The sequence below is a fragment of the Catellatospora sp. NPDC049609 genome (assembly GCF_040675365.1).
Classification (GTDB): domain Bacteria; phylum Actinomycetota; class Actinomycetes; order Mycobacteriales; family Micromonosporaceae; genus Catellatospora.
The window spans coordinates 1-4,525 of sequence record NZ_JBFAOU010000326.1; the positions used below are offsets into that span (position 1 = coordinate 1).

The window sequence follows — 4,525 nt, forward strand, 5'->3', positions numbered from 1 at the left end:
CGCTGGCACCGGAACACGTGAACGGATAGCACGCAGCACGTGCCGGCTCAGAGACCGGCAACCAACCCGGCGAACCTTCCCGGTCAAAGCACTAGATTGTTTCCCGCGGTCGCAAGATCGGGCATCCGCCCGTTCCGGGCCAGGCCCATGTTCAGCCTCGACGGGCACGGCGACCGTCATGGAGCTCGCTGCGCGGCTGCTCCAGGTACACGCGGCAGGTGTCGTCTCGGACATCCAGCTGATCCGCGCCGCTCACAGCCACCCGCGTTCGCGCGCCATCGCCGTGGCCTCGGTGCGGTTGCGGGCGCCCAACTTCGCGATCGCCGACGAGAGGTAGTTGCGCACAGTGCCCTCGGCGAGGTGCAGGCGGGCGGCGATCTCAGCGTTCGGACTACCGTCGGCGGCGTTGCGCAGCACGTCCCGTTCGCGCTCGGTGAGCGGGTCATCCCCGTCCCATGCCGCCATGGCGAGCTCAGGTGCGATCACCCGCTGGCCGCTGTGCACCCGCCGCAGCGTGTCGACGAGCTGCTCGACAGGGGCGTCCTTCAGCACGTAGCCGGCAACGCCGGCGTCGAGCGCGCGGCGCAGGTAACCGCTGCGCGCGAATGTCGTGACGATAACGACGCGGGTCCGAGCGCCACGCCGCGCCAGCTCGGCGGCCACGTCAAGCCCACTGCGGCGCGGCATCTCGATATCGGTGAGCAGCACGTCGGGCTGGTAGTCCATCGCGGCGGCAAGCGCCTCGTCGCCGTCTGCCGCGGTCGCCACGACCTCGATGTCGGGTTCGAGGGCGAGCAGAGACGCGAATGCCCCGAGCACCATGGCTTGGTCTTCGGCCAGCACGGTCCGGATCGTCATGTTACTGACCTACCGTTTCACTACTTGGGGTCGTGCCGCCACCCCCTGCGCGGCACCCTGATCGTAAGCGTGGTGCCGCGGTCCATGCGACGGGCGACGTGCCCTCCGAGTGCGGTGATGCGTTCGCGCATGCCTGACAACCCCGCTCCGTCGGGTGCCCCGGTACCGCGTCCGTCGTCGGCCACGGTCAGGCACACCTCATCGCCGGCCGTGATGATCCCGATTCTGCACGCGCGCGCGTCGGCGTGGCGCACGACGTTCGTGACGGCCTCTCGCACGGCCAGCGCGACCGCGGCCTCGACCGCGGGTGACATTGAGAGGTTGGTGTCGGTGTGCACAAGCAATTCAACGCCCGCGGCGGTCAACACATCGCGCGCGATGTCGATCTCGCTGTCCAGCGCGTAGTGGCGCCATCCGCTGACGGCTGCGCGGACCTCGGCCAGCGCATCGCGGGCGAGTTGCTCGATGTCGGCTGCCTCGGCGGCGGCACGTGCCGGGTCGGACGGTGCGACCTTCCGGATCAGCTGCGCACGCACGACGACGCCAGTGAGCGTATGGCCGAGCAGGTCGTGGAGGTCACGGGCGATCCGCTCGCGTTCACCTAGGGTGGCCAGCCGCTCGATCCGGACGTTGTCTATGCGCAGGCGAGCTGATTCGCGCAGGTTATCGACATCGGTGATTGCCGAACTGCCGATGAGCCACACCAGCACGATCGGCGCCGCGGTCGTGGCGAGCCGGAACGGCATCGGGATCGGCGACGCCGACCCGAGCATCAGCAGGAGCACGGTCAACCCGATAAACCAGCGGTGAGCCGTTCTGCGTGGCGCGGCGCTGGCGACGAATCCGGCGGCATAGACCATGAACACCGTTGCGGCAGTGTTGAACCAGACGGTCGCAACGCCGAGCAACGTCAACAGCACCGCGACAACCATGGTGGTCCGGGCCGCGCCCCGCCCTCCGACAATGACGAGAACCCCGCCCACAGCAATGAGTGCGATGGCCAGCACCCAGTCGCCGACGTCGGGACCGTCTGCGGCCCCTGTACGGGCCGCGACCGATGCGAACATCGGCTCGAACGCCAGCGAGCTCAGGAAGACGAGGTACCACCAGCGGCTGATACCGCGACGTAGACCATCGGCCGTCAGCCGACCAGTGTGGTCGGCTGACGGCGTGGCATGCGGCTGCTCGGTGGTCACACCAGCCCCTTTACTTACGCCCGCATCGAACGGTACGCGACCGCTGCCAGCGATGCCGTGACCGCGGTGGCTGCGAGCAGTGCCGCGATGTTGTCGAGGATTGGGTCGCCGACCAGCAGCCCGACTCCGAGCTGGGACATGTGGTAGGTCGGCAGCCAAAGGGCCAGGTCCCGCACGAACGCTGGGAGGTTTTCCAGCGGCATCCAGAGTCCGCCGGCGATCGCCATCGGGAGGAACACCGCGTTGATGATGGCCGGGGCCGAGCGTCCGCGGGCGACGAACCCGACGGCCATGCTCAGCAGTGCGAACGGCAGCGACCCGAGCAGGAGCAGCCCGGCTATCTGCAGCCACGTAACGATGTCGGTGTCGAACAGTCCCATCGCGAAGGCCGTCAGGCTCATCGCGGCGTAGACACCGAACGCGACCGGAAGGCTGGCGGCGACCTTGGCGACCAAGGTCGTGCGCAGTGGCACCGGCGAGACCCGTTTGACCTGCAGCCAGCCGCGCTCACGGTCCTCAGCGATGCCGATTCCCGGCGTCAGAGCGACGGAGATCACGCCGAAGGCACCAAAGGTCGCGAGCATGAGTGTCGCGCCGGACACCGGCCCGTCACCTTCGGCCCCGAACAGCGTGGCGAATACTGCGAACATTCCGACCGGCATCGCGATGGAGAAGAGCGCCGCCACGGGATCGCGGACGATGGCGTACAGCTCGTCGCGGATCTCGACGGCTAGGATTGAAAAGGTCATGCGGCTACCTTCCGGTCTTCGTTAGCAGTCATGGAAAAAATGGCCTGCTCAAGCGAGGCGCCCTCGACCCGCAGATCGTCCACAGTCGGGTCCGCGGCGAGCAGCGCGCGGACAGTAGATTCGGGCCGGGCGCTGACGGCGCGCATCCGTCCATCGGCGACCGTGACCTCGAGCACGCCCGGCAACGCGCGTAGCTGGCTGTCGTGCAGTGCCGTCCGCGCCGTGACGGTGCGGTCGGACAGCTGTGCGATAAGGTCCGCCGGGCTGCCCATGGCGATAACGGTCCCCTGGTGTAGCACCACGACCCGGTCGGCGACCGCGGCCGCCTCCTCGATCTGGTGGGTGGTTAGCAGCACGGCGGTGCCGCGGTCCCTGCGCGCTGCGAGCATGGCCCAAAATCGACGCCGGGCGTCAATGTCAAGGCCCACCGTCGGCTCGTCGAGGACCAGCAGCATCGGGTCGACTGCCAGCGACATTGCCAGCTGGAGCCGTTGCTGCTGCCCGCCGGACAGCTCGGTGACTCGGCGCTTCGTTAGGTCGAGCAATCCTACCTCGGCCAGCACCGCATCGGCGTCAGAGGCGGGACGGCCTGCTCGGACTGCCCACCCCGCGACCAGCTCACGCACTTTGAGTGTGCGCGGGAATCCGGCGTGCTGGTGAACGACACCCAGGCGTCGACGCGTGGCCGGCCGTCGGGGGTCGTTGCCGGTGATTCGGACGGTTCCGGCGGTAGGTGCGAGCGTGCCCGTCAGCGCGCTGACGAGCGTCGTCTTGCCCGCGCCGTTGGGGCCGAGCAGCGCCACACATTCGCCGGTGCCGACGGTGAGGTCAACACCACGCAGCGCGTGTGTTCGCCCGTAACTATGATCCAGTCGACGGATCGTCACGACGTCGGTCACGGTCATCTCCCAGGTGTTCAACAGTGATAACTACACTGTGACGGGACGGAACCGTGCCGAGTAGTGCACGATGTCAGGGGCTGCGCATGACAGATGTCATGGAGCTGCAATCGGGCCAGCGCTACCGCTCTGCCGTCCAGCGCTCCCCCGGGCCATTTTGCGCTCACATCATCACGGCAATGCGTGGCGCCCGCCGAGCGCTATCCGCCAGCGCCTCGGCTAGCTCACCGGACACCCGACTCAGACGGGATCGTGCCCTGTCCTGCGGCACTGTCGGCCGCAGGAGCACCGGTAAGGAAGCTTGGCCGTGGATCGTCGAGGTCCTGGCAAGAAGCGTGAAGCAGCTCGTCGATACCTTCGAGACGGACCGCCGTGGTCGTGGACGCGGCCGGGACGGTGGGTGCGGCCGGCAAGGCCTGCGGCCTCACTTCCGCTGGGCCGCCAACACGCCAGCCCGCAATGCGACACCGCTCGCGCACAACTGCCGACTGAGTCCCGCCGGGGCGGCCAGCTCCACGCCAACGCGCAACCCCAAGGCATACGCAAACCCCGCGCCCCCATCGTCGCCCGCGCCTGGCTGCGCGTCATCTGATGCTGACACGCTCCACGCCCTGCAACCCCGCCCGACTCCTTGCTGCCAACGGGACTTGACATGGGCCACCTCAAACGCTACCTCGCCGGAGAGATACCAACCTTACGAGAAACGACCGGCCCCAGACGCCCTCGACCACTGAGGTCATTTCATCCTGATAGATGTGGATGTCTCAGGTTGATCAACTGGGCGTGGGGATGCGGGCCATGAAGTGAAGCTCCCGATAGGACT

The 4,525-nt window shown here is 67.8% G+C and carries 4 protein-coding genes; all 4 read right to left on the reverse strand.

Going from position 1 to position 4,525, the window contains the following annotated elements; translation table 11 throughout:
• Nucleotides 1-252 precede the first annotated feature (252 nt).
• From AB0J67_RS39340 to AB0J67_RS39355, 4 genes are read right to left on the reverse strand one after another with little or no spacing between them, the layout of a single operon-like run.
• Nucleotides 253-858 (reverse strand): response regulator transcription factor, encoded by a 606-nt coding sequence (locus AB0J67_RS39340; RefSeq protein ID WP_363490626.1) that lies wholly within the window; start codon nt 856-858, stop codon nt 253-255.
• A gap of 20 nt (nt 859-878) precedes the next feature.
• Complete coding sequence (locus tag AB0J67_RS39345; protein WP_363490628.1) at nt 879-2,054, reverse strand: sensor histidine kinase; 1,176 nt, start codon at nt 2,052-2,054, stop codon at nt 879-881.
• Nucleotides 2,055-2,068: 14 nt separating this feature from the next.
• Nucleotides 2,069-2,803, reverse strand: a complete 735-nt coding sequence (locus tag AB0J67_RS39350; RefSeq protein ID WP_363490630.1) for an ABC transporter permease — start codon at nt 2,801-2,803, stop codon at nt 2,069-2,071.
• Nucleotides 2,800-3,702: an ABC transporter ATP-binding protein gene (locus AB0J67_RS39355; protein WP_363490632.1), complete on the reverse strand. Its 903-nt coding sequence runs from the start codon at nt 3,700-3,702 to the stop codon at nt 2,800-2,802. The genes AB0J67_RS39350 and AB0J67_RS39355 overlap by 4 nt, the downstream gene beginning before the upstream one ends.
• Nucleotides 3,703-4,525 lie beyond the last annotated feature (823 nt).